Source organism: Mycobacterium sp. MFM001 (assembly GCF_003402475.1).
Taxonomy (GTDB): Bacteria; Actinomycetota; Actinomycetes; order Mycobacteriales; family Mycobacteriaceae; genus Mycobacterium.
In genome coordinates this window covers 89322-107366 of the sequence record NZ_BFAB01000010.1, presented here as the reverse complement: position 1 = coordinate 107366, position 18045 = coordinate 89322, and the positions used below count along the sequence as shown (strand labels likewise).

General features: G+C 67.7%; 21 protein-coding genes. 12 read left to right on the top strand and 9 right to left on the bottom strand.

Translation table 11 applies throughout. The annotated features are described in order from the left end of the window. The first annotated feature begins 25 nt into the window (after window positions 1–25). Window positions 26–433, top strand: coding sequence for a RidA family protein (locus tag MFM001_RS17665; RefSeq protein WP_116376565.1), 408 nt, complete (start codon window positions 26–28; stop codon window positions 431–433). Here the strand turns inward: MFM001_RS17665 and MFM001_RS17660 are convergent. After that, entirely contained in the window at window positions 382–747 is a 366-nt protein-coding gene (locus MFM001_RS17660) for a DUF952 domain-containing protein (RefSeq protein ID WP_116376564.1), read from the bottom strand. The genes MFM001_RS17665 and MFM001_RS17660 overlap by 52 nt on opposite strands. Before the next feature lie 125 nt (window positions 748–872). Here MFM001_RS17660 and MFM001_RS17655 point away from each other — a divergent pair, with 125 nt between their 5' ends. Continuing rightward, window positions 873–1067, top strand: coding sequence for a hypothetical protein (locus MFM001_RS17655; RefSeq protein WP_116376563.1), 195 nt, complete (start codon window positions 873–875; stop codon window positions 1065–1067). A gap of 61 nt (window positions 1068–1128) precedes the next feature. Beyond that, on the top strand, window positions 1129–2109 hold the full coding sequence (locus MFM001_RS17650; protein ID WP_116376562.1) for a YihY/virulence factor BrkB family protein: 981 nt from the start codon (window positions 1129–1131) through the stop codon (window positions 2107–2109). Here MFM001_RS17650 and MFM001_RS17645 read toward each other — a convergent pair. Next, window positions 2096–2335 carry a DUF3039 domain-containing protein gene (locus MFM001_RS17645; RefSeq protein ID WP_116376561.1) on the bottom strand — a complete coding sequence of 80 codons (240 nt, stop codon included), beginning with the start codon at window positions 2333–2335 and terminating at the stop codon, window positions 2096–2098. The two genes, MFM001_RS17650 and MFM001_RS17645, sit on opposite strands and share 14 nt — an antisense overlap. Before the next feature lie 43 nt (window positions 2336–2378). Between MFM001_RS17645 and MFM001_RS17640 the strand changes: the two genes are divergently transcribed. The 3 genes from MFM001_RS17640 to MFM001_RS17630 all read left to right on the top strand — a co-directional run bounded on the left by MFM001_RS17640 (window position 2379) and on the right by MFM001_RS17630 (window position 4770). Then, complete coding sequence (locus MFM001_RS17640) at window positions 2379–2795, top strand: DUF3099 domain-containing protein (RefSeq protein WP_116376649.1); 417 nt, start codon at window positions 2379–2381, stop codon at window positions 2793–2795. A 118-nt stretch (window positions 2796–2913) separates the two neighbouring features. Continuing rightward, entirely contained in the window at window positions 2914–3903 is a 990-nt protein-coding gene (sigB, locus tag MFM001_RS17635; protein WP_116376560.1) for a sigma-70 family RNA polymerase sigma factor SigB, read from the top strand. A 180-nt stretch (window positions 3904–4083) separates the two neighbouring features. Further along, window positions 4084–4770, top strand: a complete 687-nt coding sequence (locus MFM001_RS17630) for a metal-dependent transcriptional regulator (RefSeq protein WP_116376559.1) — start codon at window positions 4084–4086, stop codon at window positions 4768–4770. Here MFM001_RS17630 and MFM001_RS17625 read toward each other — a convergent pair. Then, window positions 4767–5816: a DUF4192 domain-containing protein gene (locus MFM001_RS17625; RefSeq protein ID WP_116376558.1), complete on the bottom strand. Its 1050-nt coding sequence runs from the start codon at window positions 5814–5816 to the stop codon at window positions 4767–4769. The two genes, MFM001_RS17630 and MFM001_RS17625, sit on opposite strands and share 4 nt — an antisense overlap. Before the next feature lie 144 nt (window positions 5817–5960). On the opposite strand from MFM001_RS17625, the gene sthA reads away from it, so the two are divergent. Continuing rightward, window positions 5961–7367, top strand: a complete 1407-nt coding sequence (gene sthA / locus MFM001_RS17620; protein WP_116376648.1) for a Si-specific NAD(P)(+) transhydrogenase — start codon at window positions 5961–5963, stop codon at window positions 7365–7367. Here the strand turns inward: sthA and MFM001_RS17615 are convergent. Further along, window positions 7364–8143 carry a serine protease gene (locus MFM001_RS17615; RefSeq protein WP_116376557.1) on the bottom strand — a complete coding sequence of 260 codons (780 nt, stop codon included), beginning with the start codon at window positions 8141–8143 and terminating at the stop codon, window positions 7364–7366. The two genes, sthA and MFM001_RS17615, sit on opposite strands and share 4 nt — an antisense overlap. A gap of 139 nt (window positions 8144–8282) precedes the next feature. Between MFM001_RS17615 and MFM001_RS17610 the strand changes: the two genes are divergently transcribed. The 3 genes from MFM001_RS17610 to MFM001_RS17600 are packed head-to-tail and all read left to right on the top strand — an operon-like array spanning window position 8283 to window position 11018. Beyond that, complete coding sequence (locus tag MFM001_RS17610; protein ID WP_116376647.1) at window positions 8283–9260, top strand: proteasome assembly chaperone family protein; 978 nt, start codon at window positions 8283–8285, stop codon at window positions 9258–9260. Between the two features lie 34 nt (window positions 9261–9294). Continuing rightward, a complete protein-coding gene (locus MFM001_RS17605; RefSeq protein ID WP_116376556.1) occupies window positions 9295–10305 on the top strand; it encodes an alpha/beta fold hydrolase in 1011 nt (336 codons plus the stop codon). Window positions 10306–10331: 26 nt separating this feature from the next. Next, complete coding sequence (locus MFM001_RS17600) at window positions 10332–11018, top strand: PhzF family phenazine biosynthesis protein (RefSeq protein WP_116376555.1); 687 nt, start codon at window positions 10332–10334, stop codon at window positions 11016–11018. On the opposite strand, the gene MFM001_RS17595 is transcribed toward MFM001_RS17600, so the two are convergent. The 3 genes from MFM001_RS17595 to MFM001_RS17585 all read right to left on the bottom strand — a co-directional run bounded on the left by MFM001_RS17595 (window position 11015) and on the right by MFM001_RS17585 (window position 12604). After that, a complete protein-coding gene (locus MFM001_RS17595) occupies window positions 11015–11500 on the bottom strand; it encodes a peroxynitrite isomerase (protein ID WP_116376554.1) in 486 nt (161 codons plus the stop codon). The two genes, MFM001_RS17600 and MFM001_RS17595, sit on opposite strands and share 4 nt — an antisense overlap. 65 nt (window positions 11501–11565) lie before the next feature. Further along, entirely contained in the window at window positions 11566–12030 is a 465-nt protein-coding gene (gene nrdR / locus MFM001_RS17590) for a transcriptional regulator NrdR (protein ID WP_045382293.1), read from the bottom strand. Window positions 12031–12133: 103 nt separating this feature from the next. After that, window positions 12134–12604: a LysM peptidoglycan-binding domain-containing protein gene (locus tag MFM001_RS17585; RefSeq protein WP_116376553.1), complete on the bottom strand. Its 471-nt coding sequence runs from the start codon at window positions 12602–12604 to the stop codon at window positions 12134–12136. A gap of 200 nt (window positions 12605–12804) precedes the next feature. Between MFM001_RS17585 and lexA the strand changes: the two genes are divergently transcribed. Continuing rightward, window positions 12805–13494 carry a transcriptional repressor LexA gene (gene lexA / locus MFM001_RS17580; protein WP_116376552.1) on the top strand — a complete coding sequence of 230 codons (690 nt, stop codon included), beginning with the start codon at window positions 12805–12807 and terminating at the stop codon, window positions 13492–13494. A gap of 5 nt (window positions 13495–13499) precedes the next feature. Here the strand turns inward: lexA and MFM001_RS17575 are convergent, their stop codons facing one another. Continuing rightward, the gene (locus MFM001_RS17575) at window positions 13500–15377 is read right to left on the bottom strand and encodes a hypothetical protein (protein WP_238159271.1); all 1878 of its coding nucleotides are present in this window, start codon (window positions 15375–15377) and stop codon (window positions 13500–13502) included. A 312-nt stretch (window positions 15378–15689) separates the two neighbouring features. Here MFM001_RS17575 and MFM001_RS17570 point away from each other — a divergent pair, with 312 nt between their 5' ends. Further along, complete coding sequence (locus MFM001_RS17570; RefSeq protein WP_116376550.1) at window positions 15690–16877, top strand: TerC/Alx family metal homeostasis membrane protein; 1188 nt, start codon at window positions 15690–15692, stop codon at window positions 16875–16877. Here MFM001_RS17570 and MFM001_RS17565 read toward each other — a convergent pair. Further along, window positions 16874–18034: an acyl-CoA dehydrogenase family protein gene (locus MFM001_RS17565; RefSeq protein WP_116376549.1), complete on the bottom strand. Its 1161-nt coding sequence runs from the start codon at window positions 18032–18034 to the stop codon at window positions 16874–16876. The two genes, MFM001_RS17570 and MFM001_RS17565, sit on opposite strands and share 4 nt — an antisense overlap. Window positions 18035–18045 lie beyond the last annotated feature (11 nt).

Genomic DNA, 18045 nt, shown 5'->3' with positions numbered 1-18045 from the left:
CGGGGCAATGCAATAGCCTGACGGCATGCCATCGCGCCGCGTCCTCGTCTCGTCCGGATCGGATTTCGAATCCACGGTCGGCTATTCCCGGGCCGTGCGGGTCGGCCCGCATGTGGTCGTATCGGGGACAACGGGCACCGGCGACGACATCGCCGCGCAGACCCGGGATTGCTTGCGCCGCATAGAGATTGCTCTCGGCGAAGCCGGCGCGGCCCTCGCCGATGTCGTGCGCACCCGCATCTACGTCACCGACATTTCGCGCTGGCGCGACGTTGGCGAAGTACATGCGGAAGTCTTCGGCGAGATCCGGCCCGCGGCCACCATGGTCGAGGTCTCGGCGCTCATCGCGCCCGACTTGCTCGTGGAGATCGAGGCCGACGCCTACATAGATTCCGTGGCCGGCGGGAAGACGCCGTCGGCGCCGGGCCGGTAACTGGTGACGTCGATCACAGCGCCGATTGGCAGCGGACCGTACAGATGCGGGAACAGCATCGCCTGCGGATCCGTTGCTACACCGGGTTCCCAACGCACCGGCGAAGCCAACCGGGCCGGGTCGATGTGTAGCAGCACCAAGTCGGTGCGACCACGGTAGAGCCGGTTGGCCGGCAGGTGCACTTGTTCGGGGGTCGACAGATGGACGTAGCTGGCGTCGGCCAGTGACTCCGGGCGAAGCTCGCCGAGGGCCTGCGCCCGCGACCACTCGTCTGTTGAACACAGGTGCAGCAGCACCGCGGGTTCCGAGTTCACCCGAACCAGCCTGCCCGAGCCGGTAACTCGGCAGGCGTGAGAAACGACACACCGGGTAACCCATGGGGAAGAAGGCCAAACCCCCCGACATTTGAGACAGTGGAGTTAGGCCAGAAGGAGTAGCCATGAACGCAACCTTGACCAGTCCGGAACTCACCAGGGCTGATCGATGCGACCGGTGCGGCGCCGCCGCCCGCGTGCGTGCCAAGCTGCCCTCAGGTGCCGAACTTCTCTTCTGCCAGCATCACGCGAACCAACACGAGGCCAAGCTGATCGAATTGGCCGCCGTGCTGGAAGTCAGCGCCCCGGTGGAGTCGTAAGCCACAACTCGCCCGTCGGCAATCCGGACGGCATGACGTCACGTCAGGAATCCTGGACTGAATGAGCAGCCAGATCCCGAAGCCCTCGCGCCACCACATTTGGCGCGTCACACGACGGACGCTCTCGAAAAGCTGGGACGACTCCATCTTTTCCGAGTCGGCGCAGGCAGCGTTCTGGTCGGCGCTGTCGTTGCCGCCGCTGCTGTTGGGCATGCTGGGCAGCCTCGCCTACGTGGCACCGCTGTTCGGTCCGGACACCCTGCCCGCCATCGAGCATCGCTTGGTGACCATGGCGCACAGCTTCTTTTCCGACAACGTCGTCAACGAGATCATCAAGCCGACGATCAGTGACATCGACAAGGGTGCCCGCGGCGAAGTGGTGTCGCTGGGCTTCGTGATCTCGCTGTGGGCGGGCTCGTCGGCCGTCTCGGCGTTCGTCGATGCGGTGGTCGAAGCCCACGACCAAACGCCTCTGCGCCATCCGGTGCGTCAGCGCTTCTACGCGCTGGGGTTGTACGTCGCGATGCTGCTGTTCCTGATCGCCACGGCGCCGCTCATGGTGCAGGGCCCGCGGAAGGTGGAGCAATTCGTCCCCGACAGCTGGTTGGACATCGGCTATTACCCGGCACTGATCGGCGGGTTGTTGGTCGCCGTGATGATCCTGTACCGGGTCGCGCTGCCCGAAGCGCTGCCGACACACCGGCTGGTCCTCGGCGCGATGCTGGCCACCGCCGTCTTCCTGATCGCCACCCTGGGCCTGCGCTTCTATTTGCGTTGGATCAACAGCACCGGCTACACCTACGGCGCGCTGGCCACCCCGATCGCCTTCTTGTTGTTCGCCTTCTTCGGCGGGTTCGCGATCATGCTGGGCGCCGAGCTCAACGCCGCCATCCAGGAGGAGTGGCCGGCGCCGGCCACCCATGCTCACCGGCTGCGGCGCTGGCTGAAGTCGCGCACCGGGATCGGCAACGGCGACGACACCGACGACGCCGGCGCGAACTGCGCGCCCTGCGTCAGCGCCGAACCGGTCAGCTCTTCTTGAGCTGCTCGTAGATCCGCTTGCAGTCCGGGCACACCGGCGAGCCCGGCTTGGCCGAGCGCGTCACCGGGAACACTTCGCCGCACAGCGCGACCACGTGCGTGCCCATCACCGCGCTCTCGGCGATCTTGTCCTTCTTGACGTAGTGGAAGTATTTCGGAGTGTCGCTGCCCGTCCCGTCGTCGACGCGTTCGTCGGTGTCGGTGCGCTCGATCGTCTGGGTCTGCATGCCTCATATTGTGCCGGAAACCCGTTACGACAGAGCCGACGGAGTGTGGGACAGTAAAGAGATGAAGCACGGCCCCGAGCTGGGTTTCGACGACGACGGTCGGCCGGTGCTGATCACCGCGGCTGCGCCTTCCTATGAGGTGCAGCACCGGCAGCGGGTGCGCAAATACCTGACTCTCATGGCATTCCGGATTCCCGCGCTGGTGCTGGCCGCGCTGGCCTACGGCGCCTGGCACAACGGTCTGATCTCGCTTCTGATTCTGGTCGCGTCGATTCCGTTGCCGTGGATGGCGGTGCTGATTGCCAACGACCGGCCGCCGCGCCGGGCCGACGAGCCGCGGCGGTTCGACAACACCCGTCGGCGCACCCCGATCTTCCCCACCGCCGAGCGGCCCGCGCTCGAGCCGCGCCGCCATTCGGCGCCGCAACCCGAGTCGCCGGACGGCACGGGTTCCGAGTAATCGCCCGCCTGCCGCGTTTCTCAGCACATTCACAGGTCGCGAGCACATTTCTGCACGTCAAAGCGTGTGAGATCGGCGTGCGGTGGGAACTCTTGGCTCGGGTTGGTCGTTGGACCACATGACAGTTCAAGCCGATCAGGAGGCCGCTATGGCAAATGCCACCACAAGCCGGGTTGACAGCGATCTGGACGCTCAAAGCCCCGCCGCGGATCTGGTGCGCGTGTATCTGAACGGCATCGGGAAGACGGCGTTGCTCAATGCCGCTGACGAGGTCGAACTCGCCAAGCGCATCGAGGCCGGGCTTTACGCCCAGCATCTGCTGGAGACCCGTAAGCGCCTCGGCGAGAACCGCAAACGTGATTTGCAGGCCGTGGTTCGCGACGGCCAGGCGGCGCGCCGCCATCTGCTCGAAGCCAATCTGCGGCTGGTGGTGTCGCTGGCCAAGCGCTACACCGGTCGCGGGATGCCGCTGCTGGATCTGATCCAGGAAGGCAATCTCGGACTGATCCGCGCAATGGAGAAGTTCGACTACACAAAGGGATTCAAATTCTCGACGTATGCCACCTGGTGGATTCGGCAGGCGATTACCCGCGGGATGGCCGACCAGAGCCGCACCATCCGGCTGCCGGTTCATCTCGTCGAGCAAGTGAACAAGCTGGCGCGGATCAAGCGGGAGATGCACCAGAACCTCGGCCGCGAGGCCACCGACGAGGAGCTCGCCGCCGAGTCGGGCATCCCGGTCGACAAGATCAACGACCTGCTCGAGCACAGCCGCGACCCGGTCAGCCTCGACATGCCGGTGGGCTCCGAGGAGGAAGCCCCGCTGGGCGACTTCATCGAGGACGCCGAAGCGATGTCGGCCGAGAACGCTGTGATCGCCGAGTTGCTGCACACCGACATCCGCAGCGTGCTGGCAACCCTCGACGAGCGGGAGCACCAGGTGATCCGGTTGCGCTTCGGTCTCGACGACGGGCAGCCGCGCACGCTGGACCAGATCGGCAAGCTGTTCGGTCTGTCCCGCGAGCGGGTGCGCCAGATCGAGCGCGAGGTGATGGCCAAGCTGCGCAACGGCGAACGCGCCGACCGGCTACGCTCCTACGCCAGCTGAGCGAGCACAGAGGATGCCCGCCGCGATTGCGGCGGGCATTCTGCTGCCAGCCGCCATGCGGTGGCGATCGCAAGCGCGGCATAGCCGGGCGCGGCGGGTCGCCACCAAACCGGGCGAGTGTGTTAGCGAACCATTCACGCAGCTGGCCAAGTAGACTCGAGCTGCGACGGAGGGTGCGGAATGAACGATCTGGTTGATACCACCGAGATGTATCTGCGGACGATCTACGACCTCGAGGAAGAGGGCGTGACGCCGCTGCGTGCGCGTATCGCCGAGCGGCTCGACCAAAGCGGCCCCACCGTCAGCCAGACCGTGTCCCGGATGGAGCGCGACGGGTTGCTGCACGTCGCCGGCGACCGCCACCTCGAGCTGACCGACAAGGGCCGGGCGCTGGCCATCGCCGTGATGCGCAAGCACCGGCTCGCCGAGCGGCTGCTGGTCGACGTCATCGGGCTGCCGTGGGAAGACGTGCACGCCGAGGCCTGCCGCTGGGAGCACGTGATGAGCGAGGACGTCGAGCGTCGCCTGGTGCAGGTGCTCAACAACCCGACCACCTCGCCGTTCGGCAACCCGATCCCGGGGCTGCTGGACCTCGGCGTGGAGACGGGCGCCGAGGACGCCAACCTGGTGCGTTTGACCGAGCTTCCGGCCGGCTCGCCGGTGGCGGTGGTCGTGCGCCAGCTCACCGAGCACGTCCAGGGCGACATCGACCTGATCACCCGCCTGAAGGACGCCGGCGTGGTGCCCAACGCGCGGGTGACTGTCGAGACCAACCCCGCCGGCGGGGTGACCATCGTGATACCGGGCCACGAAAATGTGAGCCTGCCGCACGAGATGGCCCACGCCGTCAAGGTGGAGAAGGTCTAACCCGCTCGCTGGCCGAACGTCCGCCGCGGCGGTAGCCGCACCCCGAGCCGGCGGGCCAGCCGATAGCCGGTGAGCGCAAGCTGCCGGATGTTCTCCGGCCGCAGCCCCGACTGCAACGCGGTGTCCAGCATGCCCGCCATCCGATGGCCGGGCTCGCAGCGCAACGCGGCCTCCAGCGACACGCCCGCCAGCGGCCCGTCGCCGCGGGCGTAGGCACTGAACGCGAGCAACACCAGCGCCTCAGTTCGCCACGGCGCGGGCAGCCGGCGCGACAGCAGTGCCCACAGCGACTCGGCCGCACCGGCATCCTCGCCGACTGCCAACGCGTAGAGCGTGTCGCGGACCTGCACATCGGTCAGCGCGCAGCCCAACCGCGCCAACTCGGCATCGCCGAGCTCGTGCCCGTCGGCGACCCGTGCGGCGGCGGCCATCGCCGCTTCGACGTCGCGGCGGCCGCAGTCGACCGGATCCGCGCGGCACGCCGCGTCCCGGGCGGCGGCGAGTTCCTCGACGAGCGCGGCGAGTTCGGCACTGTCGTCGGCGGCGATGACCGCCTGCAGGTCGGCCCGCCGCGCGTAGAGGCGCCGGCCGTCCAGCACGGCGGCCAGCGCCAGCGGCGAGGACGACGGGTCGTCGACGGCCCCGCCGGAACCGCAGCCGTCGACGCAGTGCCACCTCCCGCCGGCGGCCACCCGGTCCACGACGTGCGCGGCCCACAACACGATGTCGCGCTGCGACAATTCGTCGGTCAGGGTCGCGCACAGCTGCCGGTATTCCTTGTTGCAAACCGGGCAACCGGCGCCGTCGGCGTCGACGAGCACCGCGATGGCGGCCTCGGGATCGGCTGCGGCGGCGACGTCAGCGAGGTGGCCAAGCCGGTCGGGCAGCTTGTCGGACAGGTCGACGCGCATGACCGAGCCGAGCTCGCCGGCGTCGATCGACACCAGCACCAGTGATTTCTCCGGCACGAAACCCAAAACGGCCGGCAGTGCCGCGATCAATGCGCCGGGGCGGTTCAGTTCAAAGTCTGCTCGATGCGTTGTCATGGGACGAACGCTGGCAACCGGCACCGTCATGGTTCGCCCGCCCGGGCCTCGCGATAGCCAGGCTGGGGATGAACTCGCGACTGTGCATCGCGCGTCAGCGTGCGAGATTTGACGAATCAGCGTAGATGTCTACTCATGGGTTCGATGCGGGAGTACGACCTAGTCGTCATCGGTTCAGGTCCGGGTGGGCAGAAGGCGGCGATCGCCGCGGCCAAGCTGGGCAAGTCGGTCGCCGTCATCGAGCGCGGCCGGATGCTGGGCGGGGTCTGCGTCAACACCGGGACCATCCCGTCGAAAACCTTGCGCGAAGCGGTCGTCTACCTCACCGGGATGAGTCAGCGCGAACTGTACGGCGCAAGCTATCGGGTCAAGGACAAGATCACGCCGGCCGACCTGCTGGCCCGCACCCAGCACGTTATCGGCAAACAGGTCGACGTCGTGCGAAACCAGTTGATGCGCAACAGAATCGACCTGATTGTGGGTCACGGCCGTTTCGTCGACCCGCACACCATCCTGGTGGAGGACGCGTCGCGCGGCGAACGCGTCACCGTCTCCGGCGACTACATCGTCATCGCCACCGGCACCACGCCGGTACGCCCCGGCGGAGTCGAGTTCGACGAGGAACGCGTGCTGGACTCCGACGGTATCCTCGATCTCAAGTCGCTGCCGTCGTCGATGGTGGTGGTCGGCGCAGGCGTGATCGGCATCGAATACGCGTCGATGTTCGCCGCGCTGGGCACCAAGGTGACCGTCGTCGAAAAGCGCGAGACGATGCTGGACTTCTGCGACCCCGAGATCGTCGAGGCGCTGAAATTCCATCTGCGCGACCTGGCCGTCACGTTTCGGTTCGGCGAGGAAGTCACCGCAGTGGACGTCGGCTCCGTCGGCACCGTCACGACACTGGCCAGCGGCAAGCAGATCCCCGCCGAGACCGTGATGTACTCCGCCGGGCGGCAGGGCCAGACCGAGGACCTCGACCTGGAGAACGCCGGCCTGGAGACCGACCACCGCGGGCGGATCTTCGTCGACGACCAGTTCTGCACCAAGGTCGACCACATCTACGCCGTCGGCGACGTGATCGGCTTCCCCGCCCTCGCCGCGACCTCGATGGACCAGGGCCGGCTGGCCGCCTACCACGCGTTCGGCGAGCCCACCGACGGCATGACCGAGCTGCAGCCGATCGGCATCTACTCGATCCCCGAGGTGTCCTACGTGGGCGCCACCGAGGTCGAGCTGACCAAGGACGCAATCCCCTACGAGGTGGGCGTGGCCCGCTACCGGGAACTGGCCCGCGGGCAGATCGCCGGCGACTCCTACGGCATGCTCAAGCTGCTGGCGTCCACCGAAGACCGAAAGCTGCTGGGCGTGCACATCTTCGGCACCAGCGCCACCGAGATGGTGCACATCGGGCAGGCCGTGATGGGCTGCGGCGGCACCGTCGACTACCTGGTCGACGCGGTGTTCAACTATCCGACATTCTCAGAGGCCTACAAGGTCGCGGCGCTGGACGTGACCAACAAGATGCGGGCGCTCAACCAGTTCCGCGCTTAACACGGATCGTTGAAGGCTTGCGGGGCGGCGTCCCCCGGGCCGCCGGCCTCGGCGCGCGCCAGCAGCGCGGCCGTCTGCTCGTCGAACGGCGCCGAGTACGACACGCTCTCCTCGCAGCCGCCGCCGTCCGGGCCGCCGATCACGCCCGTCACCGTCGACCCGGTGATCCAGGGCGCGCCGCTGGTGCCGTCGACCAGCCCGGCGCAGGGCAGCGTGGGATAGCTCCCCTGCGTCAGCGTGGTTTCGGCCTGGCAGCCGATCGGCGTGCCACCGACCCCGACCCGATAACCGACGATGCTGACCCGGGTGCCCGGCGCCGGCGCACTGCCCAGCGACAGTGCCGAGCGGGTCTGCTGTTCAATCGGCGTGCCGTCGGCGCGGCTGACCCGCGCGATCGCATAGTCGGCGCGCGGGTCCTGGGCCGACAGCCAGCGCGGATCGAGATACACGGCGTCGACCGTCCAGACCTCTGTCGGCGCGGCAGATCCGGAAAAACCGGGAACGAAGCCGGTCGGCGGCCCGGCGGCCAGGCAGTGCGCCGCCGTCAGCACCAGGTCGCCGCGGGCGGAATGCAGCACCGACCCGGTGCAGGTGTGCAGGTCGCCGCCGCCGAGAAAGATGGCGCCCACCCGCGGATCGGACGGCAGCGGAGCTGCCGAAACGCCGTGCGCGACGGCTTGCTCGGATGTGCCGGTGACCGGTGCGGATGCGGCCCGCTGCCCGCACGCGGCCAGCATCACTGCCAGGACCGACAGGCCCGCCACCACTGTGCGCATCGCTGCCGATCATGCCCGATCATGTGGAATGCGGCCTTGGCGCATCGCGTTTCGACCTAGAGGCGGACCTCACCCGCCGATCTGAGAGAGAATGTGTGAGGCGGTGCGATACCGGCACCGCGACGAGGAGGCAACATTGATGGGCGATCACCAGCCCCCGGACCAGGGACAGCACTACCAGCCCGAACAGAACGGGATGTATGAGCTCGAGTTCCCCGCGCCGCAGTTGTCGTCGTCGGATGGCCGCGGACCGGTACTGGTACATGCCCTCGAAGGCTTCTCCGACGCAGGTCACGCGATCCGGCTGGCCGCCACCCACCTCAGGGAGACGCTGGACACCGAGCTGGTGGCGTCGTTCGCGATCGACGAGCTGCTGGACTACCGGTCGCGGCGCCCGCTGATGACGTTTAAGACCGACCACTTCACCAGCTACGACGACCCCGAGCTGAGCCTGTACGCCCTGCACGACAGCGTCGGCACCCCGTTTCTGCTGCTGGCCGGCATGGAGCCGGACCTCAAGTGGGAGCGCTTCATCAGCGCGGTGCGGCTGCTGGCCGAGCGTCTCGGGGTCCGGCAGACCATTGGGCTGGGCACCATCCCGATGGCGGTCCCCCACACCCGGCCGGTGACCATGACGGCGCACTCCAACAACCGCGAGCTGATTGCCGACTTCACGCCGTGGATCGCCGAGGTCCAGGTGCCCGGCAGCGCGTCGAACCTGCTCGAGTACCGGATGGCACAGCACGGCCACGAGGTGGTCGGGTTCACTGTGCACGTCCCGCACTACCTGGCCCAGACCGACTATCCGGCCGCCGCGCAGGCCCTGCTCGAGCAGGTCGGCAAGACCGGGTCGCTGCAGCTGCCGCTGCAGGCGCTGGAAGAGGCGGCCGAGGACATCCGGGCCAAGATCGACGAGCAGGTCGAGGCCAGTCCCGAGGTGGCCCAGGTGGTGGCGGCGCTCGAACGCCAGTACGACGCGTACGTCACCGCCCAGGAGAACAGGTCGCTGCTGACGCGCGACGAGGACCTGCCCAGCGGCGAGGAACTCGGCGCGGAGTTCGAGCGGTTTTTGGCGCAGCAGGCCCAGAAGAAGTTCGACGACGACGATCCGTCCTGAGCGCCGCGCCGGGCGGCGCAATACAGTTGGCGACATGACCAGACTCCGCCCGGTGCGTGAGGTCACGCCGTCACTGCAGTTCCGCACCATCCACGGGTATCGGCGGGCCTACCGAATAGCGGGCTCCGGGCCGGTCATTCTGCTGATCCACGGGATCGGCGACAACTCGACCACGTGGGGGCCGGTACACGCCCGGCTCGCGCAGCGGTTCACCGTGATCGCGGTCGACCTGCTCGGCCACGGGCAGTCGGACAAGCCGCGCGCCGACTATTCGGCCGCGGCCTACGCCAACGGGATGCGAGACCTGTTGTCGGTGCTCGACATCGAGCGCGTCACCGTGGTGGGCCATTCGCTGGGCGGCGGGGTGGCGATGCAATTCGCCTACCAATTCCCGCAATTGGTCGAACGGCTGGTGCTGGTCGGCGCCGGCGGTATCACCAAGGACGTGAACCTGGTGCTGCGACTGGCCTCGCTGCCGCTGGGCGCCGAGGCGCTGGCGCTGCTGCGGCTGCCGCTGGTGCTGCCGGCCGTGCAGATCGCGGGTCGCGCGGCGGGCCTGCTGCTGGGCTCCACCGCGCTGGGCCGCGACTTGCCGGACGTGCTGCGAATACTGGCCGACCTGCCCGAGCCGATGGCATCCTCGGCGTTCACCCGCACCCTGCGCGCCGTGGTGGACTGGCGCGGTCAGATGGTCACCGTGCTGGACCGATGTTATTTGATGGAATCCATTCCGACGCAGATCATTTGGGGCACCGACGATGTGGTGGTGCCGGTCAGCCACGCCTGGATGGCACACGCCGCGATGCCCGGTTCGCGGCTGGAGATCTTCGAGCGCTCCGGGCATTTCCCGTTCCACGACGACCCCGACCGCTTCATTGAAGTCGTCGAGCGATTCATCGATACCACCGAGCCCGCCGAGTGCGACCACGCCGCGCTGCGCGAGTTGCTGCGCAACGGCGGTGGCGCCGGGACGGTCTCCGGTTCGCGCGACACCCGGGTTGCGGTGTTGAACGCCATGGGCTCCGACGAACGCAGCGCCACCTGAATGTCGCGGCGTCGTAGGCTCACCCCATGAGCATCGACGTGACGGTGTTGCGCGTTTTCACCGACTCGGCCGGCAATTTCGGCAATCCGCTCGGTGTCATCGATGCCGGCAGCGTTAATGTCCACGACCGGCAGCGGCTGTCACGCCAATTGGGTTACAGCGAAACGATATTCGTTGACCTGCCCGCGCCCGGGTTGACGACCGCGCATGCCCGTATCTACACGCCGATGAGCGAGCTCGCGTTCGCCGGACACCCGTCGGTGGGACTGTCGTGGTGGCTGCGCCAGCGGGGCACGCCGATCCGTACCCTGCAACTGCCGGCCGGCATCGTGCAGGTGAGCTACGACGACGACGTCACCGCCATCCACGCCCGCTCGGAATGGGCTCCCGAAATGGCGATCCACGATCTCGAGTCGCTGGACGAGCTGGCCTCCGCCGACCCCGCCGACTTTCCCGACGACATCGGCCACTACCTGTGGGCCTGGACCGACGAGGCGGCGGGATCGTTGCGCGCCAGGATGTTTGCGCCCGGCCTGGGCGTCCCCGAGGACGAAGCGACCGGGTCGGCGGCGGTACGCATCACCGACTACCTGAGCCGCGACCTGACCATCGTCCAAGGCAAGGGATCGGTGATCGAGACAACCTGGCACCCGGAGGGATGGGTTCGCGTTGCCGGTCGGGTGGTCGACGACGGCGTCACGCACTTCGTCTAGTCGCTACGGCGCAGCACCGCGCTGAGGTGGTTCTGCAATGGCTGGCCGACCGCCCCCATCTGCACCGAATATGACAGCTCGTCGCCGTCGACGCGGAAGCGGCGGCCAAGCGCCGTCACCTCTTTGGCGGTGGGTGTCAGGCCGATCGTCGATGCGGTCAGCTCGATGTCGATGACGTCGCCGTCCGCGGTGTAGGTGCCGACCTCGATCTCGGTGATCCCGCTGGGGTGGGCCAGCACCAGCTCGACATGACCGGGTTGCGGCACTCGCAGGTATCCCGTTTCGGCGTGCAGAGGCTTGCCATCGGCAGCGGCCTTGGTCTTTTGCCCGTAGGCGAGAAACGGCTTGCCGACATGGCCGAACACGACTTCCTCGAGATAGTCGAACGGCTCGATGGTCGGATATTTCCCCGACCCCCGGCCCGTCCAGGTGCCTAGCAGCGGCGCAAGCTCTTTCAGGTCGGGATGCAAGTCGGGCGGCATGCACGAAGCCTAGCGGCGATCGCAAGGTCGGCGAAGCCGGCCGCAACGGGTCGCCACCAGCAAGCTCAGCCGGGCGCCGAAACCTTGCGATGCGCGCGCAGCGCCTCGATCTCGCGCTCGAAATCGTCTGCGGAGGAAAAGGACCGGTACACCGAGGCGAACCGCAGGTATGCCACCTCGTCGAGTTCGCGCAGCGGCCCCAGGATCGCCAGGCCGACCTCGTGGCTGGGCACCTCCGGCGATCCCTTGGCGCGGACGGTGTCTTCGACCTGCTGGGCCAGCAGGTTCAGCGCGTCGTCGTCGACCTGGCGGCCCTGGCAGGCCCGGCGCACGCCGCTGATGACCTTCTCCCGGCTGAATGGCTCGGTGACCCCGCTGCGCTTGACCACCGCGAGGACCGCGGTTTCGACGGTGGTGAACCGCCGCCCGCACTCGGGACATGACCTGCGGCGCCGGATGGCCTGACCTTCGTCGGTTTCCCGGGAGTCGACCACCCTGGAATCCGGGTGACGACAGAACGGACAGTGCATGGCCGCTCCTTCGCCGCGCTGATAGCCGGGTACCTCAGAACATCCCGAGCGTACCCGCGCGCGACCAGATAGGCCCAGCGTCGTGCTGCCGTGCACGGCGCTGTCAGCCCACCGGCGCGATCAGGGTCTGACCCGCCGCCACCGACGCGGTTTCGAGGCCGTTGAGTTGCCGGATCCGCTCGGCCACCTGCCCGGCGGGTGCGTCCGGCGCCACCCGTGCGGCCAGATGCGAGAGCGTCTCCCCCGGCTCGACCCGCACCACGGCGAGCCGGTCGGGCACCTGGCCCGCGGCACCCCCCTGCACCGCCGCGCCGAACTGGGCGACGATCCCGAGCCACACCGTGATGAGCGCGGCGAGCAGGGCCAGCGCCACCGTGGTTGCCGGCGTGATCGACCGCGGCCGGTGCGGCGCAACGGACATCGACACGCCGGTGCCCCGGTAGTGCGGCGGCGCGACGGCCGGCCGCGACGGCCGCGGACCGCGTGGCCGCCGGTCACGCTGGCCGGCGGGGCCAACCCGCATCGGCCGAGCTCGGCGCGGCAGGTCCGGCCGGATTGTCTCGATGATAGTCATGTGGTGCCCCTTCCGTCGATGCCGTATCGATCGCCTGTTCGAACTGTAATCGATAGTGCGTTCGAATTCCGAACGTGTGATCGAATTGTTGCATTGCGACTCGGACGGTAACCCGGGCCACCGACAAGCTCCCGGCGAGCGGGCGACACGCCTCGAACACATGTTTGAGCTTCGGCGTGATTGGGTCTACATTCGTTCCTATGAGCGAGCGCAGCGATACCCCGGGTACCAGCCGTCGATCCACGGATTCCGGCCTGACCGAGCGACAGCGCACCATCCTGGACGTCATCCGCGCCTCGGTCACCAGCCGCGGCTACCCGCCGAGCATCAGGGAAATCGGGGACGCGGTCGGACTGACGTCCACGTCCTCGGTGGCGCACCAGCTGCGCACCCTGGAGCGCAAGGGCTATCTGCGCCGGGACCCGAATCGGCCGCGCGCGGTCGACGTCCGCGGCGCCGACGAGACCGCCGGGCCCACGGTGCTCACCGACGTGTCAGGCTCGGATGCCTTGCCGGAGCCAACTTTTGTGCCAGTGTTGGGGCGCATCGCGGCCGGCGGGCCGATCCTCGCCGAGGAGGCCGTCGAGGACGTCTTTCCGCTGCCGCGCGAACTGGTCGGCGAGGGCGCGCTGTTTCTGCTGCGGGTGGTCGGCGACTCGATGGTCGACGCCGCGATCTGCGACGGTGACTGGGTGGTGGTGCGTCAGCAGAACGTCGCCGACAACGGCGACATCGTCGCGGCGATGATCGACGGCGAGGCCACCGTCAAGACGTTCAAGCGCACCGGCGGCCAGATCTGGTTGATGCCGCACAACCCGGCGTTCGATCCCATCCCCGGAAACGACGCCGCCGTGCTCGGCAAGGTCGTCACCGTCATCCGCAAGGTCTAAGGCGGCTACTCCGCCCGGGTGAAACCGTTGACCTGCGCGATTTCCTCACTGGCGAACCAGATTTCGGCGAACGCGTCGGCGTAGAGCGCACTGTCGGGCGTGTAGTACAGGCCGAAGCTGGCGTTACCCTTGACCGGGTAGCCCTCCGGCGCCTCGTCCGGGTCGTCCAGCGGAAGGTGGATCGCCGGGTGGGCAGGCCCGCCGGGTTCCTCGGTGTCTCCGTCGGCGGCTGCATGCCGGCCCGAGCGCAGCTCGCTCTCGGTGGGAATCCGCGTCGGCGCCGTGTCCACGGCGTCGGGGTCCTCGTCCTCCTCCACGTCCTGGCCGAACTCGGAAGGGGTTGCGGCGCTGGGCGTTTCCTCCGTCACCAGGCCCTCGGCCACGTCGGTGCCGGCTCTGGGCATCCAGCCGGCGTCTGGGCGGCCGGCCTCGGCCATCGGCGACGGCTCCGCAGGTTCCGGGTAGGCGCGCGAGAACGGCGACGTGGCGGGCTCGCCTTCGGCGTCGGCGGCCCAGCGCCGATCCGGCTCCGGGGCGCTGTCATAGCCGGCCTCCGTGTCGGGTTGGGGTTCGGGCTCGAACGCCGCGACGCGCGGGGCAGCGCGGCGCCGCCGCCGCTGCCACCCGCGGGCGACCAGCGCAACCAGTCCGATCAGCAGCAGCACCGGAATGATGGCCAGCAGCCACCACCAGTGCCACGCATGCCCGGGGCCGGCGCCGGCGCCGGTGCCGGCGGGCCGTGCCGGACCGGCCGGCGCGTTCTGTCCGGGTATCTGCAGGCCGGACAGCGACGACGCCAGGTTCGCCGGCTCGGTGCTGAAGGTGTTCTTCGCGCGGTCCCAGGCGATCTTGCCGCCGGTGAACTTTTGGCTGACCACGTCGCGGTCCACGCTCTGGTCGCCCACCGGCGCGCCGAGCTTGCCGGTGGCGCCGCCGAGTTTGTCCCAGGCAGCCTTCATGGCGCCGCGCACCACGAACGCGCCGTGGTCGGACGTCCAGAAGATCACCGGCTTGTCGCTGGCCGAGAACGTGCTGATTCGACTGGCCGGCTTGATCCCGCCGTCGGCCTCGTTGGCGGTGGGGAAACCCAGGTCGCTGCCGGCCGGCCCGCCCAGCGACTCGTATTTGGCCAGGATGTCGCTTTCGACGGCGTTGGCGCCGGTGGCGGGGCTGAAGAAAACCTTGCCGCCGGCGAAGTTCTGGGCCAGCCCGTCGTCGCCGATCGGGTACTGCCCACCCTGTTTGGCGCCCAGCGGACCGGACTCCCCGCCGGCCGCGCGCCAGGCCATGTTGATGGCCGCGCTCGGGTCGATCGGGACCTGCAGGTCCGCGAGCTGCTGCGCCAGCTCCGGCGGGGTTGTGGTGAACGTCTTGGTCAGCCGGTTCCAGGAGACTTTGCCGCCGCTGAACGGTTGGGTGGCGACTTCGCCGTCGTAGGTTTCGTCGCCGACCGGCACGCCGAGCACGCCGCCGGAGCTACCCAGCTTGTCCCAGGCCGCGTTCATCGCGCCGCGCACCACGAACGCGCCGTGCTCGGGTGTCCAGAAGATCACCGGCTTGTCGCTGGCCGAAAACGTGCTGACCCTGCTGTCGGGTCCGGCCAGGCCCGGCACCTCGTCGATGGTCGGGAAGCCAAGGTCGCTGCCCGCGGGTCCGCCCAGCGACTGGTATTTGTCGAGCACCGCGCCATATATCGACCGCGCACCCGTCTGCGGCGTGAAGAAGATCTTGCCGTGCTCGAAGTCTTGGGCGAACCCGGCGCCGACGGCGTAGACGTCGCCCTGCTTGGCGCCGAGGTCGGAGTTCTCGCCGCCGGCTGCCTCCCAGGCGGCGGTGATCGCGTCGTCGGCGTCGCTTTCCGGAGACGCCGCCGCAGTGGGCATCACCAGGAAAGCGCCCAACGCCACTGCCGCCACACCGAGCGTCACATGCCGCACCGCCGCGCCGAATCGCCGTTGCTGCCGTCTCACCACACCTCCAAAGCCCGCATCGTCGCGGGGCTCCACTACTTTGCGCCAGCGCAACGAGAATTGCGAAGTCATATCGCAGACATTACGGAAACAGATATCCAGCCGATGTCGAAATGATGCCCGACTGCGTCGGTGTCGCGGTCGGTGCGCTGCACATTCACGAGGGGTGCGTTACCGTGCCGGAAGGGCTCAGCGCGGAACGCCACAGGAGGAAAAGCATCTGACATGGGTGTTTCCGCGCTGGTCTGGACCCTGACCATCGTCATACTCATCGGCCTGACGGCGTTCGACTATTTCTTCCATGTGCGTAAATCGCACGCGCCGACGCTACCTGAGGCCGCCGTCTGGTCGGCGTCCTATCTGGGAATCGCAATGCTTTTCGGCGTCGCCGTGATGATCTTCGGTGACGTCACGATGGGCGTCGAATATTTCGCCTGTTACTTGAGTAACGAAGCGCTTTCCGTCGACAACCTGTTCGTCTTTTTGGTGATCATCGGTAGTTTCGCCGTACCGCGGGCCGCCCAGCAGAAAGTGCTGTTGTTCGGCATCGTGGTCGCGATGGTGGCGCGCACCGGATTCATCTTCCTGGGCGCCGCGTTCATCACCCTGTTCGGTTGGGCGTTCTACCTTTTCGGTGTCGTCCTGCTGATCACCGCGGGCAACCTCGCCAGGCCGACGGCGTCGGAGGGACGTACCGCGGACCTTGCGGTCATCCGTATTGCCAAGCGTTTCCTGCGCACGTCCGATCGCTACGACGGCGACCGGTTGTTCATCGTCGAAAACGGCAAGCGGGTGATGACGCCGATGCTGCTGGTGATGGTCGCGGTCGGCGGCAGCGACTTGTTGTTCGCCTTCGACTCGATCCCGGCGTTGTTCGGTCTGACTCAGAACGTCTACCTGATCTTCAGCGCTACGGCGTTCTCGCTCTTGGGTCTTCGGCAGCTGTACTTTTTGATCGACGGTCTGCTGGACCGCTTGATCTACCTGTCCTACGGCTTGGCGGGCATTCTGGGCTTCATCGGCGTCAAGCTGATGCTGCAGGCGCTGCACGAGAACAACGTCCCATTCATCAACGGCGGCAAGCCCGTTCCGGTCGGCGAGGTCAGCACCACCGTCTCGCTGACGGTGATCGTCGTCATCCTGGTGATCACGACCGTGGCGTCGCTGACCTCGGAGCGCGGCCGGGTGCAGAACACCGTCGCCAACGCCCGCCGGCACGCGACGGAGTACCTGGACCGCCACTACGAGGTCGATCCGGTCGAGCGGGAGAAGATCTTCTCCCGGCTAGTGGGCGAAGAGGACCAGATCAAAGCGCTGCCAATGAAATACCGCGCGCGAATCCGGGAATCCGACGAGCTGATGGAACTGCTCGAGCGGGCCCACCGGGCCCACGACGGCTACAACGAAGGCTAGACGCCGAGGCCGCGGCCGATGATCTCCTTCATGATCTCGGTGGTGCCGCCGTAGATGGTCTGCACCCGCGCGTCGAGATAGGCCCGGGCGATGGGGTATTCGCGCATGTAGCCGTAGCCGCCGTGCAACTGCAGGCAACGGTCGATCAGGTGCACCTGCTTTTCGGTGGAGTACCACTTGGCCATCGCGGCCTGCTCGGCGGTCAGCTTCTCCTCCAAGTGCAGCCGGATGAACTCGTCGACCATCATCCGCACCACGGTGGCCTCGGTGGCCAACTCGGCCAGCAGGAACCGGCTGTTCTGGAAGCTGCCGATCGGCCGGCCAAAAGCCTTGCGCTCCTTGGTGTATTGCACGGTCTGCTCGAGCACGGTCTCCATCGCGGTGGCCGCCATGATCGCGATCGAGATGCGCTCCTGCGGCAGGTTCTGCATCAGGTAGATGAAGCCCATGCCCTCCTGCCCGAGCAGGTTTTCCGCGGGCACGTGCACGTCGGTGAACGACAACTCTGCGGTGTCCTGGGCGTCCAGGCCGATCTTGTCCAGATGCCGGCCGCGCTCGAATCCCTCCATGCCGCGTTCGACGACCAGCAGCGAAAAGCCTTGCGCGCCTTTGTCGGGGTCGGTCTGGGCCACCACGATCACCAGGTCTGAGTTGATGCCGTTGGTGATGAACGTCTTGGAGCCGTTGAGCACGTAGTGGTCGCCCTCTTTGACCGCGCGGGTCTTGATGCCCTGCAGGTCGCTGCCGGTGCCGGGCTCGGTCATCGCGATCGCGGTGATCAGCTCCCCCGTGCAGAACTTCGGCAGCCAGCGCTGCTTCTGCTCGTCGTTGCACAACCGCAGCAGATACGGCGCGACGACGTCGTTGTGCAGCCCGAAGCCGATGCCGCTGTAGCGGCCCCGGGTGGTCTCCTCGGTGATGATCGTGTTGTAACGGAAGTCGGGGTTGCCGCCGCCGCCGTACTCCTCGGGCACCGCCATGCCCAGGAAGCCCTGCTTACCGGCCTCCAGCCACACCCCGCGGTCGACGATCTTGGCTTTCTCCCACTCGTCGTGGAAGGGCGCGACGTGGCGGTCCAGAAAGGCGCGGTAGGCCTCGCGGAACAGGTCATGCTCGGGCTCGAACAGCGTGCGCTCATATTTGACGGCGCTACCCATGGATCAACCTC